Source organism: Streptococcus mitis ATCC 6249 (genome assembly GCF_000146585.1).
GTDB classification, from domain to species: domain Bacteria; phylum Bacillota; class Bacilli; order Lactobacillales; family Streptococcaceae; genus Streptococcus; species Streptococcus mitis_AZ.
In genome coordinates, this window is the sequence record NZ_GL397179.1 from 1,700,904 (window position 1) to 1,717,533 (window position 16,630).

The 16,630-nt window shown below is 41.3% G+C and carries 18 protein-coding genes; 5 read left to right on the plus strand and 13 right to left on the minus strand.

From position 1 onward, the window contains the following. Window positions 1–2 precede the first annotated feature (2 nt). Window positions 3–1,364 carry a bacteriocin secretion accessory protein gene (locus HMPREF8571_RS09985; RefSeq protein ID WP_001069106.1) on the plus strand — a complete coding sequence of 454 codons (1,362 nt, stop codon included), beginning with the start codon at window positions 3–5 and terminating at the stop codon, window positions 1,362–1,364. Window positions 1,365–1,420: 56 nt separating this feature from the next. Then, complete coding sequence (gene blpC, locus HMPREF8571_RS09990; protein WP_000360256.1) at window positions 1,421–1,576, plus strand: quorum-sensing system pheromone BlpC; 156 nt, start codon at window positions 1,421–1,423, stop codon at window positions 1,574–1,576. 43 nt (window positions 1,577–1,619) lie between these two features. Here the strand turns inward: blpC and HMPREF8571_RS09995 are convergent, their stop codons facing one another. Genes HMPREF8571_RS09995 through HMPREF8571_RS10005 form a run of 3 tightly spaced genes read right to left on the minus strand, consistent with a single transcriptional unit; the run spans window position 1,620 to window position 4,054 of the window. Then, entirely contained in the window at window positions 1,620–2,960 is a 1,341-nt protein-coding gene (locus HMPREF8571_RS09995; protein WP_000424626.1) for a sensor histidine kinase, read from the minus strand. A 13-nt stretch (window positions 2,961–2,973) separates the two neighbouring features. Continuing rightward, window positions 2,974–3,711 carry a response regulator transcription factor gene (locus HMPREF8571_RS10000; protein WP_001219117.1) on the minus strand — a complete coding sequence of 246 codons (738 nt, stop codon included), beginning with the start codon at window positions 3,709–3,711 and terminating at the stop codon, window positions 2,974–2,976. A gap of 4 nt (window positions 3,712–3,715) precedes the next feature. Further along, the gene (locus tag HMPREF8571_RS10005; RefSeq protein WP_001106572.1) at window positions 3,716–4,054 is read right to left on the minus strand and encodes a LytTR family DNA-binding domain-containing protein; all 339 of its coding nucleotides are present in this window, start codon (window positions 4,052–4,054) and stop codon (window positions 3,716–3,718) included. A 278-nt stretch (window positions 4,055–4,332) separates the two neighbouring features. On the opposite strand from HMPREF8571_RS10005, the gene HMPREF8571_RS10010 reads away from it, so the two are divergent. Then, entirely contained in the window at window positions 4,333–4,662 is a 330-nt protein-coding gene (locus HMPREF8571_RS10010) for a hypothetical protein (RefSeq protein WP_000132589.1), read from the plus strand. A gap of 57 nt (window positions 4,663–4,719) precedes the next feature. Here HMPREF8571_RS10010 and HMPREF8571_RS10015 read toward each other — a convergent pair whose 3' ends face one another. Both HMPREF8571_RS10015 and HMPREF8571_RS10020 read right to left on the minus strand, forming a co-directional pair. Continuing rightward, window positions 4,720–5,769, minus strand: coding sequence for an ABC transporter permease (locus HMPREF8571_RS10015; protein WP_000653802.1), 1,050 nt, complete (start codon window positions 5,767–5,769; stop codon window positions 4,720–4,722). Next, on the minus strand, window positions 5,766–6,497 hold the full coding sequence (locus HMPREF8571_RS10020) for an ABC transporter ATP-binding protein (protein ID WP_000889916.1): 732 nt from the start codon (window positions 6,495–6,497) through the stop codon (window positions 5,766–5,768). The genes HMPREF8571_RS10015 and HMPREF8571_RS10020 overlap by 4 nt, the downstream gene beginning before the upstream one ends. Before the next feature lie 67 nt (window positions 6,498–6,564). Here HMPREF8571_RS10020 and HMPREF8571_RS10025 point away from each other — a divergent pair, with 67 nt between their 5' ends. Beyond that, window positions 6,565–6,975 carry an HIT family protein gene (locus tag HMPREF8571_RS10025; protein ID WP_001278325.1) on the plus strand — a complete coding sequence of 137 codons (411 nt, stop codon included), beginning with the start codon at window positions 6,565–6,567 and terminating at the stop codon, window positions 6,973–6,975. 9 nt (window positions 6,976–6,984) lie between these two features. Further along, on the plus strand, window positions 6,985–7,272 hold the full coding sequence (locus HMPREF8571_RS10030; protein WP_000777739.1) for a hypothetical protein: 288 nt from the start codon (window positions 6,985–6,987) through the stop codon (window positions 7,270–7,272). Window positions 7,273–7,297: 25 nt separating this feature from the next. Here HMPREF8571_RS10030 and dnaJ read toward each other — a convergent pair whose 3' ends face one another. The 8 genes from dnaJ to HMPREF8571_RS11370 all read right to left on the minus strand — a co-directional run. Then, window positions 7,298–8,434: a molecular chaperone DnaJ gene (dnaJ, locus tag HMPREF8571_RS10035; RefSeq protein ID WP_001066322.1), complete on the minus strand. Its 1,137-nt coding sequence runs from the start codon at window positions 8,432–8,434 to the stop codon at window positions 7,298–7,300. Window positions 8,435–9,047: 613 nt separating this feature from the next. Next, complete coding sequence (gene dnaK, locus HMPREF8571_RS10040) at window positions 9,048–10,871, minus strand: molecular chaperone DnaK (protein WP_000034681.1); 1,824 nt, start codon at window positions 10,869–10,871, stop codon at window positions 9,048–9,050. 250 nt (window positions 10,872–11,121) lie between these two features. Further along, window positions 11,122–11,637 (minus strand): nucleotide exchange factor GrpE, encoded by a 516-nt coding sequence (gene grpE, locus HMPREF8571_RS10045; RefSeq protein WP_000046057.1) that lies wholly within the window; start codon window positions 11,635–11,637, stop codon window positions 11,122–11,124. 26 nt (window positions 11,638–11,663) lie between these two features. Further along, window positions 11,664–12,698 carry a heat-inducible transcriptional repressor HrcA gene (hrcA, locus tag HMPREF8571_RS10050; RefSeq protein WP_000255747.1) on the minus strand — a complete coding sequence of 345 codons (1,035 nt, stop codon included), beginning with the start codon at window positions 12,696–12,698 and terminating at the stop codon, window positions 11,664–11,666. Between the two features lie 160 nt (window positions 12,699–12,858). Further along, window positions 12,859–13,371, minus strand: a complete 513-nt coding sequence (locus tag HMPREF8571_RS10055; protein WP_001083803.1) for a DUF2812 domain-containing protein — start codon at window positions 13,369–13,371, stop codon at window positions 12,859–12,861. A 34-nt stretch (window positions 13,372–13,405) separates the two neighbouring features. Continuing rightward, window positions 13,406–13,981: a DUF2812 domain-containing protein gene (locus tag HMPREF8571_RS11540; RefSeq protein WP_000516929.1), complete on the minus strand. Its 576-nt coding sequence runs from the start codon at window positions 13,979–13,981 to the stop codon at window positions 13,406–13,408. After that, window positions 13,981–14,301, minus strand: coding sequence for a PadR family transcriptional regulator (locus tag HMPREF8571_RS10065; RefSeq protein WP_000423987.1), 321 nt, complete (start codon window positions 14,299–14,301; stop codon window positions 13,981–13,983). The genes HMPREF8571_RS11540 and HMPREF8571_RS10065 overlap by 1 nt, the downstream gene beginning before the upstream one ends. A gap of 157 nt (window positions 14,302–14,458) precedes the next feature. Then, window positions 14,459–16,630 (minus strand): SHIRT domain-containing protein (locus HMPREF8571_RS11370; RefSeq protein WP_000485196.1); only part of this gene is annotated, 2,172 nt, incomplete at its 5' end.

The following is a 16,630-nucleotide window of genomic DNA, read 5'->3' on the forward strand; positions in this document are numbered from 1 at the left end:
TTATGAATCCTAATCTTTTTAGAAGCGTCGAGTTTTATCAGAGACGTTACCATAATTATGCGACAGTATTGATCATACCACTTTCATTACTGTTTACTTTCATCGTGATTTTCTCCCTTGTTGCTACAAAAGAGATTACTGTTACATCGCAAGGAGAAGTCACTCCTACAAGTGTCATTGCATCCATTCAGTCAACCAGTGATAATACTATCTTAGCTAATCATTTAGTGGCAAATCAAGTAGTTGAAAAAGGTGACTTACTCATCAAATACTCTGAAACAATGGAAGAAAGTCAGAAAACTGCCTTAGAAACTCAATTACAAAGACTTGAGAAGCAAAAAGAAGGACTTGGAATTTTGAAACAAAGCTTAGAAAAAAATACCGATCTTTTTTCTGGTGAGGATGAGTTTGGCTACTATAATACCTTTATGAATTTTACTAAACAAGCTCATGATATTGAACTAGGTATCTCAAAGACTAACACTGAGGTTGCAAATCAAGCCAACCTTGCCAATAGCAGTTCATCAGCTATCGAACAAGAAATTACAAAAATGCAACAACAAATTGGAGAATATCAAGAGCTGAGAGATGCTATCATAAACAAAAGAGCGCGCTTACCGACTGGCAATCCACACCAGTCAATTTTGAATCGTTATCTTGTAGCCTCTCAAGAACAAACACAAGAAACTGCAGATGAGCCATTTTTATCTCAAATCAATCAAAGTATTGCAAATCTTGAATCATCTATCGCAAGCCTCAAAATTCAGCAAGCTGGTATCGGAAGTGTAGCAACTTATGATAATAGTTTAGCAACTAAAATTGAAGTACTCCGCACTCAGTTTTTACAGACAGCTTCTCAGCAACAACTAACCGTGGAGAATCAATTAACAGAATTAAAAGTACAACTAGATCAAGCGACACAGCGCTTGGAAAACAATACCTTAACCGCTCCAAGTAAAGGTATCGTTCATCTGAACAGCGAATTCGAAGGTAAAAATAGAATTCCAACTGGTACAGAAATTGCTCAAATATTTCCTGTCATCACAGATACAAGAGAAGTACTAATCACTTACTACGTATCATCTGACTATCTCCCCTTACTAGATAAAGGACAAACTGTAAGATTAAAGCTTGAGAAGATTGGAAATCACGGCATTACCATCATCGGCCAACTTCAGAGCATTGATCAAACCCCTACCAGAACAGAGCAAGGAAATCTCTTTAAATTAACCGCTCTTGTAAAACTATCTAATGAGGATAGTAAACTCATCCAATACGGCTTACAAGGTCGCGTCACTAGTGTAACTGCAAAGAAAACATATTTTGATTATTTCAAAGATAAAATTCTAACCCATTCTGATTAATTTTCAGATAACACTCTATAACTATTTATTATCTTATCAAAAAGGAGAATCATAACATGGATAAGAATCAAAACCTAACTTCATTTCAAGAACTAACAACTACTGAACTCAACCAGATTACAGGTGGAGGATGGTGGGAAGATATCTTATACACCCTTAATATAATTAAGTATAACAATACGAAAGGACTTCATCATCCAATACAGCTATAAAAAATAAGACCGAGTAACAAGCACTCTCGGTCTTATTTTTTCATCATTCTATAAGTATCATAGTAAGCACCTGACGAAAGACTTGGTGGTGACAGGTGGTATTGAGACTGGTATTGGGATAACTTTCTACAATCTTCATGACGGTATAGAGACCAACACCTCGGTCCTCCCCTTTAGAACTAACTCCAAAAGAGTAGATTTCAGAAATATCTATGCCCTCTTCTTTGATAGAGTTTTCAATGATAAAGGTCTCCTGTGCCCCATTTTTAAAAAAGGCGATTGAAACATGAGGTTGACTGGCCTCTGCACTAGCTTCAATAGCATTGTCACAAAGGATAGACACAATGGTTAGAAAATCAAGCAGGCTCATCCCCTCGACTTGAATCTCCTCAGGAACTTCGACATTAAAGACAATATCCCTTTCTCTGGCTTTTATAAATTTTCCTGCTAAGAGACTTTTGAGGGCACGGTCTCGAATATTCACCAATCGGCCCAGGTCATATTTATTGTCCTGCAATTTCTGACTAGAATCCTTTAAGACCGAGTCGTAGACCTCTTTTATCTGCTCCATATCCTCCTCTTCAATCCCCAGACGTAAACTGGTCAAGAGGTTGGTATAATCATGACGAAAGCTCCGAACTTCCTTGTAAAGTTCCTCTATATGCCGACTATAACGTTCCATATCTCTGTATCGCAAGTCCTGCTCTTGGTTCAGTCTCTCATGAAGTTTGTCCTTCAAATAGGTATCTAATTTCTTGATAACCCCCATAAAAAAGAGCAAGTAAAACACTAGGATCAGATGACGAACAGTCGTTGATTGGATACCTTGTTCATATTCAAAGTAAGACAGATTTTGTATCACTAGATAGTAAGCTCCCATTACCCAGTTAATCTTAGTAAGGGACTTTTGAAAATCTTTATCGAGAATCTCCTTTCTCAACTTAGTGAAATCATAGCCCAACCATTTCAAAAAAGCTAGAGAAATGAAGAAATTGAAAATTATTATACATAACCCAGTAAATGAGTAGCCATCATATACTTGCCCTTGTCCCAAAAATGGAAGCACAAAATAGGAGACTCCTCTATAAAAGAGATTCACCAATATCATTGGAAAGAGACCATAAAAGATAAGGAGTTTTTTTGGAAGCCCTCTTAACAATAAGAAAGATAAACCTATGCCGTACAAGGGTTCCACAAAATAAGATAGGTAAGCATTTCCTACTATATAGCTAATCATTACAAAAACAACTGCCAAAAGTATCTTAAAAAGAAAGGCCTTAAAAACTCTCTCCAGAGTTAGAACAATTCCATCCACCTTAAAAAATATAAACAATTCCAATCCAGATATCAAAAACGCATATACTATCTTCCAAACTAATTCCATTCCATCACCTCACTCAGTGTAAGTTATTGATAGCCTCAGACACTTCCCTGATCTTATAACGCGCGATTAGACAGCTTCCACCATTGGGAAAGAAAAGGAGTTTTTCTTTCTTATCCAAATGAACCACATTGGCAGGATTGATGAGAAAAGAGCGGTGGCACTGCAAGAGACGGGGTTCCTGTTTGAGAACCTCCTCTAAACTCGCTGTAAACTCCAGCCTGTCCGTCTTGGTATAGAGAATGACACGATGGGCTCTAGGAGACGTTTCGAGATAGTAAATCTCTTTAAAAGGATACTGGAATTGAGCAAATTTTGATTTAAAGTAAAAACAATCTTCCGCCAGGCTTTTGCTGTCTTGACTATCGGCATAGAGAAGAGCTGTCTCGATACGAGATTCAAACTCCTCTGCCGACAAAGCCTTATCAATGTAGTCCAAAGCTGACACTTGGTAGCGAAAGGACAGGGGCATAAACTCTGAGTGAGTTGTCACAAAGACAATCAGGGCATAAGGATCTCGATCCCGAATCTTTCTAGCCACCTCTAGCCCCTTCATCTCTTCGTTTCGAATCTCAATGTCCAAAAAGAATAGCTGATGCGCCCCCTTCTCATGCACCTCTGCCAGCAGTTGGTCTGGTTTCCCAAAGACTTCAAAAGAACTAGGAATGATACTCTGTTTTTTCAAAAGTTTCTCAATCGTCGTTTCAATTCTAGCTTGTTGGGAAAAGTCATCTTCTAAAACAAATATTCTCATCTTCTTACTCTCCTTGTTTCAACCATTTTTGGCGAATGTCTCTATAGCGATGTCTGGCATACTGAACAGCATATCGACCTTCTTCTCCAAGAAAGAGGGTCTTTGATTGGATATCCATGGATTTTACTCGTTCAAGGTTGACCAGACAATTTCGATGACATCTCGTCAAGGTTTCCCCATATTGTTTCTCAAGATTGCTTAAATTTTGAAATAGATCAAAGCTAGCGTTTTCTGTAACAATCTGCACGGTATGGGCTTTACTTGGATGCGTTTGGATATAGTAGATATCCTTTATGTTTAATTTGAAAATTTCTTTCTCTTTTTGGATGATAATGTAGTTCATGGATAAAACCTCCTAAAAAGAGGATAGCATAAGTCTAGAAACTATTTTTCACCAAATCCTAAACGGTTCTCAAAAATTCCTAAAGTGTCGAATCATTCGCAAAATAGCTATGATAACCTTACAATTATTTTATCATAAAATCCTGCAGTTACCATTCAGGAAATTTCAATGACAATTAAAGATTTGAAAGTAGAAAAAGAGTTAAAAGTGATAAGCTATGATTATAGAAAGACAATCACTTGAAACAACTTTAGAACCATCACAAAGGAGGAATTCTCATGACGGATACAGACCCTATCAAAACAGCTCAGACTTTGATTACTGAGTTAAACAAAGCCTATCAAGCATGCAAACAGGCAACAGCTGATGACGTTCGCTTTCAGGAGCAACTGAACAATATCCTTGACTTTCTCTCTAAAACTGAGACAGTGGATAATCGATTCTTGATTGAACTGGAAAAATTTTACCAGACTTCCAGTCTTCTCCTGGGTCTTAGCGCTCTCAATCCAGATGCTCCTACTCGCGCCGCTTGGCGGACCTATGACCGTTTCCACTTTGACCAAGTCAAAACCAAGCTAAGTCTCTACGGACCAACTATTATCTTGTAGAAAATAAAAGAAGCTGAGACAGAACTCAACTTCTTTTTTAGTGTCCTATAAGTAAGATTAATCCTGCATCTGACGTTTTACCTGATAAGGCAAATACAAGACTTGTAAAACCAGTCCAGCTCCAAGCAGGGCTAGAAGGGCTAGTTTTTCTTGGAGGGTAATCAAACCAACTATCAGTTGAACTAATAAAACAAAACCTGTCAATCCTCGGATAACTTCCTGTAGTCCCTTCTCTTTCTCCCCTTTTTCTAGTGGAAAGAGCTGAGTCAAGTACTGGTAGTCAAAGGCATGATAGAGGGCCAGTAACTGAAAGAGCAGGAGATAGTTAAATAAAACTACTACCGCTGTCGCGATCCAAGCTTGCTCAATAAAGATCACAGCTAACAAGGATAGGAAGAGGAGGCGGAGACTGAGGGCAAAGAGTTCTCCATTTCGCAAGTAAGAACGTAGATAGAGATTTTGCCAAATCTTCCCAGGCACCTTTTGAACCGCTTTTAGGATAAAATCCAGATAAGCGCGACGTTTGACACTATTTGAAACGCCCTTGACCTGAGTAAAGAGAGCAAAGAAACGAAGCAAGATTTGCTTGCGCTTGCTTTCTTGGGCAATCACATAGTCCCAGTCCAGTCCAGTTTCAGTGAAAAATTTGCTTGCTTTGTGGCGAAAGACTAGGTATTTCCCAACTCCTAAAAAAAGCACATAGACGAGAAAGACTGGCAAGCCATAGCCCATGGCTAAAAACAATGGCGCAAACAAGAGTAAAAAGAGGGTTTGCACAATTGTCCAGAAAACCAATGAACGCACCGTCTGCCCTTTGAGGTATGACTTGAGCTCCTCTTCACTGACCAAGAGAAAGAGTTTGTCAGGTCCTTCCATGTAGGTCGCGATTCCTCCCCAAGCCAAAAGCAAGGCAGATACAATTCCCAAAAACAAGAGGATGGGCCAATGATTTTCAGGAAAATCTTGCAAGAGTTGACTGTACTGGTAGGCTAAAAAACCGATGAGAACCAGCAGGAATAAGACAAAGTGGTCATTGAGAACATAACGCAGATAACCGACACACTCCTTACGAAAAGCCTGCTTTCTCCTTAAAAACAAGTCTTTCATAGGTCCCCCTCTTTGGTCAGAGCCAAGTAAATATCATTCAAGCTAGCCTCGGGCATATCAAAAGCCTCGCGGAGTTGCTGGAGGTTCCCCTGAGCCCGCACCTCTCCCTTGTGGAGAATAACAAAGGCGTCACACATCTTCTCCGCCGAGTCCAGCACGTGGGTACTCATGAGGATGGACTTGCCTTTTTGCTTTTCCACATCCAAAAGCTGAATCAAGTCTGAAATCGCCAAGGGATCGAGCCCAAGGAAAGGCTCATCAACGATGAAAAGACTCGGATCTACGACAAAGGCACAGATAATCATGACCTTCTGCTTCATCCCTTTTGAAAAATGAACAGGGAACCAATCTAACTTCTGATCCAAACGGAACATTTTTAAAAGCGGTTCTACTCGCTCAAAAGCCACTTTCTGATTGATACCATAAGCCATGGCAACCGTCTCAATATGCTCTCTGAGCGTCAATTCCTCGTACAAGCTAGGGGTCTCTGGGATATATCCAATCTGCTTGCGGTAGCTAGTCGCATCTTCTCGCAGGGTCAAACCATTAATCTTGATTTCCCCACTGTAAGGTGTCAAGAGACCAATAATCTCATTGATTGTCGTTGATTTCCCAGCACCATTGAGACCAATCAAACCGACCAACTGCCCACTTTCAACTGTAAAGGACACATCTTTCAAGACAGGAACGTGAATATAGCCTCCTGTCAGGTTTTTAATTTCTAACATATTTTCTCCGAATCTGGTATAATGTAGCTATATTATATCAAAATTCAATACAGTAGAGGTAGATTTTATGTCAGATTGCATTTTTTGTAAGATCATCGCAGGGGAGATTCCTGCTTCAAAAGTATACGAGGATGAGCAGGTTCTTGCCTTTCTTGATATCTCTCAAGTAACGCCTGGACACACCCTAGTCGTACCAAAAGAACATTATCGCAATCTTTTGGAGATGGATGCCACAAGTGCCAGCCAACTCTTTGCCCAAGTGCCAACAGTGGCTCAAAAAGTTATGAAGGCTACCAAGGCTGTCGGCATGAATATCATCGCCAACTGTGAGGAAGTTGCTGGTCAAACAGTCTTTCATACTCACGTTCATCTCGTACCTCGCTACGGTGCAGAAGATGACCTCAAGATTGACTTTATCGCCCACGAACCTGACTTTGACAAACTTGCCCAAGTCGCTGAAACCATTAAAAACGCTTAAGGAGATGCCATGAAACTATCCAATCTATTGCTATTTGCAGGAGCTGCAGCTGGAAGTTATTTTGTCGTAAAAAATCGCCAAGCCATTCAGGATGAAGTGCTAGATACAACTGACCGTGTCGAAGCTATCAAGGATGATTTAGATATCATCCAAAACAGCCTACAAATCATCGACCAACAAAAAGCCCTTATCAAGGAATACCAAAAAGATTTGACCTATAAATTCAAAGTTTTAGAAAAAGATTTTCAAACCAGAATGGCTGTGATAAAAGAAACACAGGAATTTGAGGATAAGTAAAAAGAGCCAATCGGCTCTTTTTGCTTTATTCTCCTTCAAAGGCATCTTTAATATGGTCAAAGAAGCCTTTTTTCTTTGGATTGACTTTCAAGTCACCTGCAGCTGCGAATTCTTTCAAGGCTGCTTTTTGACGGTCGTTCAAACCTGTTGGAGTCACGACATTAACGGTTACGTATTGGTCACCAACAGCACCGCCACGAAGGCTCGGTGCTCCCTTGCCCCGTAGGCGGAATTTCTTGCCAGTCTGAGTTCCTTCTGGGATGACCAATTCAACATCTCCATGCACTGTTGGAATTTCCACAGTATCTCCAAGAGTTGCTTGGACAATATTGAGATTTAACTTGTAGAAAATAGTTGTTCCTTCACGCTCAAATTTATCGCTTGCTTCTACAGAAACTACTACATACAAGTCTCCATAAGGACCACCGTTAAATCCAGCTTCACCTTGACCAGCTAGACGAATTTGTTGACCAGTTTCGACACCTGCTGGAATTTTCACATGGACACTGTGGGCTTGTTTTTCATGACCTGTTCCATGACAAGTTGTACATGGATCCTTGATTTCTTTTCCGCGACCATGACAGACATCACAGGTTACTTGGCGACGCATCATACCAAGAGGAGTCTGCGTATCGACGTTAATAACACCAGCACCATGACAGCGTCCACAGGTGACTGGACTTGTTCCTGGCTTAGCTCCAGATCCGTTACAAGTACGACAGCTTGATTCACGATTGTATTTGACTTCTTTTTCAGTACCAAAGATGGCTTCTTCGAAGGTCAAATTCACTCGGTACTGGAGATCATCACCTTGGCGAGGAGCGTTAGGATTGCGTGAAGCGCCACCTCCGCCGAAAAAACTTGAGAAGATATCTTCAAATCCACCGAAACCACCTGCTCCGTCGAAACCACCAAAACCGCCTGCACCACCAAAGCCACCGTTGGCTCCCGCTGCACCATATTGGTCGTAAGCAGCACGTTTCTGTTCATCACTTAAAGTCTCATAAGCTTCTTGAACTTCCTTGTACTTTTCCTCAGCTCCAGGTTCCTTGTTGATATCTGGGTGATATTTTTTCGAAAGCTTACGATAAGCCTTTTTGATCTCGTCTGCCGAAGCGTTTTTTGACACCCCCAGACGATCATAAAATTCAGTATTGTTCATAATTCAAGATACAAAGGGCGTCAAACGGACACAGCCAAAATAGGAGTTTTAACGACGGACGCGTGCGTCCTAGAAAAAACTATCTTTTTGGCACAGTCCGTAGCCCGTGTTCAGTTGCGAACACCTTTGTTCCTTTCTATTGATATTGTGAATCAAACCACGATTTAGGTCGGGTTCAGTTCCTTTCTTTTATATTGATGGGACAAAAGCCAAATAAATGAGATTCAGTCCCTTTTTACCGAAAAACAGAGGCTGGGCTGCAACCTCTGGATTTCTTCCTATCATTATTACATTTAGACAATGAACCTTAGTAATTCGTCATTCTTAACGAGTTAGGCTTAACTGAGTTTCGGCTAAAAACTTCGGAAAAAAGATAAGCCATCTTTTGTGCATCGCACAAGGCGATGGCTTCCTATTTTTCTTTCGTTTTCTTAACGCCTCAACATCTTACCGAATTGAGCACGCCCTAACCTCTTGGTGAAAAAGAGACGTAGCTGTTTTCGCTTTAGCGAACTACAGATATGGCTACCTTTAGGTGCAAATCTTCCTAGAAACTAAAGTTTCTGCGTCAGATTTCCTATTTTCACTGTGAGGTTTTAATGAGCTTTGCATCTTACTTTTCAGTAAACTCTCCGTCTACGACGTCATCGCCTGCGTTTCCTGTTGCTTGTGCGCCTTCTGCTCCTGCTTGAGCTTGTTGGGCTGCGGCGGCTTGTTCGTAGAGTTTAACAGCAAGGCCTTGAGCTTTTTCGTTCAAAGCTTCAAGTTTTGCTTTCATTTCGTCCAAGTTGTTGTCTTCTTGGGCTTTCTTAAGCTCATCAAGGGCAGCTTGGGCAGCATCACGTTCTGCATCGAAGCCTTTGCCTTCAGTTTCTTTGATTGTCTTTTCAGTTGCAAAGATTGCTTGGTCTACTTCGTTACGAAGATCGACTTCTTCTTTACGTTTCTTATCTGCTTCAGCATTTGCTTCTGCATCTTTCATCATGCGGTCGATTTCTTCGTCTGTCAAACCTGAGTTTGATTGGATTACAATTGTTTGTTCTTTTTGAGTTCCAAGATCTTTGGCCTTAACAGATACGATACCGTTCTTATCGATGTCAAATGTTACTTCGATTTGTGGGATACCACGAGGTGCAGCAGGGATATCTGTCAATTGGAAACGTCCAAGAGTCTTGTTATCTGCTGCCATTGGGCGTTCCCCTTGAAGAACGTGGATATCAACGGCTGGTTGGTTGTCTGCTGCAGTTGAGAAGACTTGTGATTTAGATGTTGGAATCGTAGTGTTGCGATCGATAAGTTTTGTAAATACTCCACCCATTGTTTCGATACCAAGTGACAATGGTGTTACGTCAAGAAGGACAACGTCTTTCACATCACCAGTAATCACACCACCTTGGATAGCAGCACCCATGGCAACTACTTCATCAGGGTTTACTGATTTGTTTGGTTCTTTACCAGTTTCAGCTTTCACAGCTTCTACAACGGCTGGGATACGAGTTGAACCACCAACAAGGATAACTTCGTCGATTTCTGACAAGCTCAAACCTGCATCTGAAAGGGCTTGACGAACTGGAACTTTTGTACGTTCTACAAGGTCACGAGTCAAATCGTCAAATTTCGCACGAGTCAAAGTCATTTCCAAGTGAAGAGGTCCAGCCTCACCAGCAGTGATAAATGGCAAGCTGATTTGAGTTGAAGTTACACCAGAAAGGTCTTTCTTAGCTTTTTCAGCTGCATCTTTCAAACGTTGCATTGCCATCTTATCGTTTGACAAGTCGATACCATTTTCTTTCTTGAATTCTGCTACCAAGTGGTCGATAATCTTTTGGTCAAAGTCGTCACCACCGAGTTTGTTGTCCCCTGCAGTTGACAATACATCGAAGACACCGTCACCGAGTTCAAGGATAGAGACGTCGAAGGTACCACCACCAAGGTCGAATACCAAGATTTTTTCTTCTTTGTCAGTCTTGTCCAAACCGTATGCAAGAGCTGCTGCAGTTGGTTCGTTGACGATACGTTCTACTTCAAGACCAGCGATTTTACCAGCGTCTTTAGTTGCTTGACGTTGAGCGTCGTTGAAGTAAGCTGGGACTGTGATAACTGCTTTGGTTACTTTTTCACCAAGGTACTCTTCAGCATAACCTTTCAAGTATTGAAGGATCATAGCTGAGATTTCTTGTGGAGTGTATTCTTTTCCATTTGCAGAAACTTTTTCAGAAGTTCCCATCTTAGATTTGATAGAGATAACTGTATCTGGGTTTGTAACTGCTTGACGTTTTGCAGCATCACCAACGATGATTTCTCCGTTTTTGAATGATACTACAGATGGAGTTGTGCGGTTTCCTTCTGGGTTTGCGATGATTTTGCTTTCAGTTCCTTCAAGAACTGCAACTGCTGAGTTTGTTGTACCTAAGTCAATACCGATAATTTTAGACATGTGTTTTTCTCCTTGTTGTTTTTTCTTCTTTTTTTGATATTTCCCTTAAGTGGTGGGGACGTGAGCAACTCCCTTCGGGATTTCATCACTTATTTTTGAGCCAATTGTCTCAAAAATCCCCTGTTTCAGTAGCACACGCTACTGAAACTTTCACCACGGCGGGCAATATCTTCCTTGCAAGCCTCCGGCTTGCTTTTTATCTTTCTTCATAGTTTATTGTCGTTTCGGACAAGTTTTTAAGTTCTCTAGCCTAGTTATACACTACTACCATGGCTGGGCGTAGGATGCGGTCATGGAGTTTGTAGCCTTTTTGGAAGACTTGTGCTATAGTGTCTGCTGGGTGTTCATCGTCTGCTGGGAGAGTTTGGATGGCCATGTGATAGTTATGGTCAAATTCACCGTCAGCTGCGATTTCTTCGATTCCTTCTTCTTTCAAAGCGTGAATCAAGCTTTCTTGCACCATCTCTAGTCCTTTTTTGACATCGTCTGTCAAACCTTCAACTGCGAGTGCACGCTCAAGGTTGTCAAGTGATGGTAAGATTGCTTTCGCCAAGTCCTGGCTACGATAACGTTGCAAGTTTTGACGTTCTTCATTGGCACGGCGTTGAATATTTTGCATTTCTGCATGAGCGCGAAGGTATTTGTTTTCGAACTCATCTGCACGTTCATTTGCCAAGTCCAACTCAGACTTCTCAGGAGTTGTTTCTTCAGTTGTTTCCACAACTTCCTCTTCTTTCATTTCTTCGTTTTTTTTATCTTGGGCCATTTTCGCCTCCTTTAATGATTTCAATCTTAATGTACTTCATAATGATTGCTACTGAGATAGCGATAAAAATCTGTCAACTTCATGGTCAAAACACGATTGACCACATTGACTTGGTTGACCAATTGCTGGTAATCCAGATTGACCGGACCGATAATCGCTAGAATTCCAAAACCCCGATAAGGAATGAGGAATTTACTGCTAATCACTGCTAGGTCTGCCAGACAAGACTCTTGACTGTCCGCAATACGGACGTTTTGCATCTGATCTTCATGCAGACCTTCACGAATTTCCAAGGCCACCTTCTGTGGTTGGTCAAAGAACTGATAGGCTGCTAGATTGGCAAAATTTAAGAGATTGACCTTGCCAGATACTACAATGTTTTCGTTGAACATTTCTTTAAAGATATGTTCAAAGAGATCCATGACATTGTCCGTTGTTGTGAAGTAACGCTGGATAATCTGCGGAATCTCCGTCCGAATCTTGTAGTGAATATCCAGAACGGTATGAGTGAGGAAACGTTCCTGAATCAAGGTCTTGAGGCGATTTAAATCTTCCTGCAAGAAGTTCCTTGGAATCAGAAATTGACTGGTAACCGTTCGGGACTCGTCTAGGGTAAATACTGCCAAGGCTGTATGTTGTCCCAAAACAACGATATCAAAGGCTGTCAACCGTTGTCTGCTCGGCTCAACATCCAGTGCTACTACCGTACAGCCACTCAGGTCTGTCAGTAGATTAGCAGCCTCTTGCAGAATATCCTCCAGTTTGAAGAACTCCTGATCAAAGGCTTTGACAATCTCGTATACCTCATTTTCAGCCAGTCTGTCAAAAGCAAGCGAGTGTTTCACATAGTACTGAAATCCCGCGACACTTGGCATCCGACCGCTTGAGGTATGAGCCTTCTCAAGCAAACCCTGCTTCTCTAGAGCTGCCATGTCATTACGAATGGTAGCACTACTAGAATTGATAGACTCTTGTAGCGCCTTGGATCCGACAGGTTCGTGCGTTTTGGTAAAGATGTCAATAATCAGATTTAAAATATCCTGCTGACGCTCTGTAACCATCTCATCACTCCTCTCTGTCCAATCGATTAGCACTCTATGTACCCAAGTGCTAACTCATGATTCTATTATACACCCTTAGAAGAGAATGTCAAGACAAAAACTTAAAAAATTAGCACTCTTTTATCAAGAGTGCTAAAAATCAGTCTGAAGACCTAGAAACTTATTTTTCTTCTACTTGGTATTTCCTTTTAAGTCTGAAAAAACCATAGATTAGATAAGAGATTAAGCAAGCGTATAAAAAGAAAATAATAAAGAAAGACTGAGACAAGTTTTCTCGATACAAACTCATGCAAACAACAAGACCACCAGAGAAAGCGGATATACAGGAACGAAGTCTAGACCGCATAACTTCCCATCTAAGACCCTTACTCATATAGACTTTCTCCTCTGAAAGTATATCAGAAGCTGGTTTACGAAGAATTGAACAAAAACCTGTTTCTATCAATTCCCAACCGCTATTTCTAAAATCTTGTAATTCATGCTTATACTTTTTAAGAAATCTAGAATCATAGATATGATAGATGACATCATCTGGTTGGCATTGTTCAAAATAGAAAAAACCAAAACGATTAGTTCTATATCTCCAACCTTTTAAGTGCATCTCATGTAAATATTCTTCTTCCTTGTCCAAATCAACTATTGTAAAAATCCGAAATTGTACTTCACTATTCATTGTCTCACCTCCAAATTAGAAAACAGGCATTGTTTCATTTATCAGATAATTCCTTCCACTTTTGAAACAATCTCCAAAAAATATAAGAAATCTGAATCGCAAAAATAATTAATAAAACACAATCTATTATGAAAATCAAAAATACTTCCCAACTGAAAGAACTAGCTCCACTGACAAACTTTGGGAAAACCGGTAGTAAAGCTAAAAAGAGAAGCAAAATAGGAAGCATCCGCCTCGTTAAAATCCGTTTGACCACAGCTAACTTCCCGGCCGCGTCATTATAAATTTCAAACTCGGCATCCGATTCAATTTCAAAATGTGCTTTTCTAAAGTAGGAAAAACCATTAAAGTCTGTAATATGCTCCCATCCACAGTCTTTAAACAGTTGCAAATAGGAGGCTCTCTCTGATTTTTTCATTGGATAAAAGTCTAACTGATAAGACACCTGCTCCGGTTGGCACTTTTCAAAGGTATACTTAACTGCAAACAACAAGATAGAGTAGGTTACTTCCTTGAGCTTCCACCCCTCAGCATGCATTTTTCTAAGATATAAAGCCTCTCTATCATAATCCGCAATGGTAGCAATTCTATAAATAACCTTCTTTCCCATCATCCTTCCTCCCGACTGTTTCTGTAGAGCCGCTCAATACGTTTCAATTCAATATCTAAGACTTTGCGTCCCAAATCTGTTATCTGATAAATTTTACGTTTTTCCTCTTCTCGGACAAAGAAAATCAAGCCATCCTTTTCCATCTTTGACAAGGTCCCATACATAGTTCCAGGACTAATCGAAACTTGCGAATCTGTCATCTCCTTGACCTTTTGTGTAATACTATAACCATGACGTTCCTTTTGTAGACAGAACAAGATATAAAATCCTGTTTCAGTCATGGGAAGGTAAACACGCCTAATCTTATCTGTTAATTCCATTTAACCACACCTCCTATTTAGTTCGATACATCGCGCTTCGTTATATAAACTATATCACACCTCGATATAAAACGCAAGAAAAAGAGAGGACGATTTCTCGTTCTCTCTTCTTATACTACGGAATTAAGCAGTTAATCTCTCATTTACTAAGAGTAACTTAGTCTTTCTTGCGAAGGACAAAAGCTGCTAGGCTTGCAAAGACAAGACCGATGATTGAAAGAAGACCAGATACTGCAGAGCCTGTGTTTGGTAACAAGGTCTTAGTTTGACTACTTCCTTCTTCTGGTTGGCTATTATTTCCAGAATTGTTAATTGGTGCCGGGGTAAATTCCCAAGTACCGACGAAGTGGGCATCCGCTCCATTGATGGTTTCTGATGCTTTGTCATAGGACTTAAAACTCCAGGTGCCTTCTGCAGTCTTCACTTCTGTTTGACTTGGTTGAGTCGGAGTCGCTTGACTACCATCTTTCAAGTTTGTTTGGTCTGCCGGAAGCAAGGCTTTCACTTCTTGCGGAAGTTCTTTACCAGGGGTTCCACTGACAAACTCATGTGTTGCCTTGTAAGTTGGCGCTGGGGTGAATTCCCATGTGCCTACAAACTTAACATCTGATCCATTAATTGTTTCAGAAGTCTTATCGTAGGACTTAAAGCTCCAGGTACCTTCTGTTGTCTTCACTTCTGTTTGACTTGGTTGAGTCGGAGTCGCTTGACTGCCATCTTTCAAGTTTGTTTGGTCTGCCGGAAGCATGGATTTCACTTCTTGTGGAAGTTCTTTACCAGGGGTTCCGCTGACAAACTCGTGAACTGCTTTATGAGTCACTGTTGGCGCTGGGGTGAATTCCCATGTGCCTACAAACTTAACATCTGATCCATTAATTGTTTCCGATGTCTTGTCGTAGGACTTGAAGCTCCAGGTACCTTCTGACGTCTTCACTTCCGTTTGACTTGGTTGCGTTGGCGTTACGTGGCTGCCGTCCTTCAAGTCTGTTTGGTCTTCTGGAAGCAAGGTTTTCACTTCTTGTGGAAGTTCTTTGCCTGGCGTTCCGCTGACAAACTCGTGAACTGCTTTATGAGTCACTGTTGGAACCGGGCTTGCTGTAAATTTCCAGGTTCCTACAAACTTAACATCTGATCCATTAATTGTTTCCGATGTCTTATCATATGACTTGAAGCTCCAAGTGCCTTCTGACGTCTTCACTTCCGTTTGACTTGGTTGCGTTGGCGTTACGTGGCTACCGTCTTTCAAGTCTGTTTGGTCTGCTGGAAGCAAGTCTTTTACTTCTTTTGGAAGTTCTTTTCCTGGAGTTCCGCTGACAAACTCGTGAACTGCTTTATGAGTCACTGTTGGCGCTGGGGTGAATTCCCATGTGCCTACAAACTTAACATCTGATCCATTAATTGTTTCCGATGTCTTATCATATGACTTGAAGCTCCATGTGCCTTCTGACGTCTTCACTTCTGTTTGACTTGGTTGAGTTGGAGTCGCTTGACTACCGTCTTTCAAGTCTGTTTGGTCTGACGGAAGCAAGGTTTTCACTTCTTGCGGAAGTTCTTTTCCTGGAGTTCCGCTGACAAACTCGTGAACTGCTTTATGAGTCACTGTTGGAGCTGGGGTGAATTCCCAAGTACCGACGAAGTGGGCATCCGCTCCATTGATAGTTTCTGAAGTCTTGTCGTAGGACTTGAAGCTCCAGGTACCTTCTGCCGTCTTCACTTCTGTTTGGCTTGGTTGTGTCGGAGTCGCTTGACTACCGTCTTTCAAGTCTGTTTGGTCTGCTGGAAGCAAGGTTTTCACTTCTTGTGGAAGCTCTTTTCCTGGAGTTCCGCTGACAAACTCGTGAGTCGCCTTGTAAGTTGGGGCTGGGGTGAATTCCCAAGTACCGACGAAGTGAGCATCCGATCCATTGATGGTTTCTGATGCCTTGTCATAAGACTTGAAGCTCCATGTACCTTCTGCCGTCTTCACTTCTGTTTGACTTGGTTGTGTCGGAGTCGCTTGACTACCGTCTTTCAAGTCTGTTTGGTCTGCTGGAAGCAAGTCTTTTACTTCTTTTGGAAGCTCTTTACCTGGCGTTCCACTAACAAACTCGTGTGTTGCCTTGTAAGTTGGAGCTGGGGTGAATTCCCAAGTACCGACGAAGTGAGCATCCGCTCCATTGATGGTTTCTGATGCCTTGTCATAAGACTTGAAGCTCCATGTACCTTCTGCCGTCTTCACTTCTGTTTGACTTGGTTGTGTCGGAGTCGCTTGACTACCGTCTTTCAAGTCTGTTTGGTCTGCTGGAAGCAAGGATTTTACTTCTTGCGGAAGCTCTTTGCCTGGCGTTCC

What these genes read in the sequence shown, in the direction of transcription:
- HMPREF8571_RS09985 (WP_001069106.1), top strand. Translation starts at nt 3, where the DNA reads ATGAATCCTAATCTTTTTAGAAGCGTCGAGTTTTATCAGAGACGTTAC.
- blpC (WP_000360256.1), top strand. Translation starts at nt 1,421, where the DNA reads ATGGATAAGAATCAAAACCTAACTTCATTTCAAGAACTAACAACTACT.
- HMPREF8571_RS09995 (WP_000424626.1), bottom strand. Translation starts at nt 2,960, where the DNA reads ATGGAATTAGTTTGGAAGATAGTATATGCGTTTTTGATATCTGGATTG.
- HMPREF8571_RS10000 (WP_001219117.1), bottom strand. Translation starts at nt 3,711, where the DNA reads ATGAGAATATTTGTTTTAGAAGATGACTTTTCCCAACAAGCTAGAATT.
- HMPREF8571_RS10005 (WP_001106572.1), bottom strand. Translation starts at nt 4,054, where the DNA reads ATGAACTACATTATCATCCAAAAAGAGAAAGAAATTTTCAAATTAAAC.
- HMPREF8571_RS10010 (WP_000132589.1), top strand. Translation starts at nt 4,333, where the DNA reads ATGACGGATACAGACCCTATCAAAACAGCTCAGACTTTGATTACTGAG.
- HMPREF8571_RS10015 (WP_000653802.1), bottom strand. Translation starts at nt 5,769, where the DNA reads ATGAAAGACTTGTTTTTAAGGAGAAAGCAGGCTTTTCGTAAGGAGTGT.
- HMPREF8571_RS10020 (WP_000889916.1), bottom strand. Translation starts at nt 6,497, where the DNA reads ATGTTAGAAATTAAAAACCTGACAGGAGGCTATATTCACGTTCCTGTC.
- HMPREF8571_RS10025 (WP_001278325.1), top strand. Translation starts at nt 6,565, where the DNA reads ATGTCAGATTGCATTTTTTGTAAGATCATCGCAGGGGAGATTCCTGCT.
- HMPREF8571_RS10030 (WP_000777739.1), top strand. Translation starts at nt 6,985, where the DNA reads ATGAAACTATCCAATCTATTGCTATTTGCAGGAGCTGCAGCTGGAAGT.
- dnaJ (WP_001066322.1), bottom strand. Translation starts at nt 8,434, where the DNA reads ATGAACAATACTGAATTTTATGATCGTCTGGGGGTGTCAAAAAACGCT.
- dnaK (WP_000034681.1), bottom strand. Translation starts at nt 10,871, where the DNA reads ATGTCTAAAATTATCGGTATTGACTTAGGTACAACAAACTCAGCAGTT.
- grpE (WP_000046057.1), bottom strand. Translation starts at nt 11,637, where the DNA reads ATGGCCCAAGATAAAAAAAACGAAGAAATGAAAGAAGAGGAAGTTGTG.
- hrcA (WP_000255747.1), bottom strand. Translation starts at nt 12,698, where the DNA reads ATGGTTACAGAGCGTCAGCAGGATATTTTAAATCTGATTATTGACATC.
- HMPREF8571_RS10055 (WP_001083803.1), bottom strand. Translation starts at nt 13,371, where the DNA reads ATGAATAGTGAAGTACAATTTCGGATTTTTACAATAGTTGATTTGGAC.
- HMPREF8571_RS11540 (WP_000516929.1), bottom strand. Translation starts at nt 13,981, where the DNA reads ATGGGAAAGAAGGTTATTTATAGAATTGCTACCATTGCGGATTATGAT.
- HMPREF8571_RS10065 (WP_000423987.1), bottom strand. Translation starts at nt 14,301, where the DNA reads ATGGAATTAACAGATAAGATTAGGCGTGTTTACCTTCCCATGACTGAA.